The organism is Bacillus sp. SIMBA_154 (genome assembly GCF_046536015.1).
GTDB classification, from domain to species: Bacteria; Bacillota; Bacilli; order Bacillales; family Bacillaceae; genus Bacillus; species Bacillus pumilus_P.
In genome coordinates this window covers 1-232 of sequence record NZ_JAWJBV010000717.1, presented here as the reverse complement: position 1 = coordinate 232, position 232 = coordinate 1, and the positions used below count along the sequence as shown (strand labels likewise).

At 43.1% G+C, this 232-nt stretch carries 1 protein-coding gene; it reads left to right on the top strand.

Features of this window, described 5'->3' with window-relative positions:
- Positions 1 to 232: ATP-binding protein (locus R0K30_RS23745; protein WP_410613511.1), on the top strand; the 232-nt coding region annotated here is incomplete at both ends.

The window sequence follows — 232 nt, the reverse complement described above, 5'->3', positions numbered from 1 at the left end:
AAGAATACGCGGTGATCAGCATACAGGATGAAGGAAACGGCATGTCGAAAGAAAAGCTTGAAAACATCGGGAAACCGTTTTTCTCAACAAAAGATCAGGGAACGGGTCTCGGTCTTCCGATTTGTTTACGAATTCTGAAGGAGCATAATGGTAAACTTAACATTAAGAGCAAAAATGGAGAAGGCAGTACGTTTCAGGAGATTCTGCCGTTAGAAGCGGCTGCTGTCCAAAA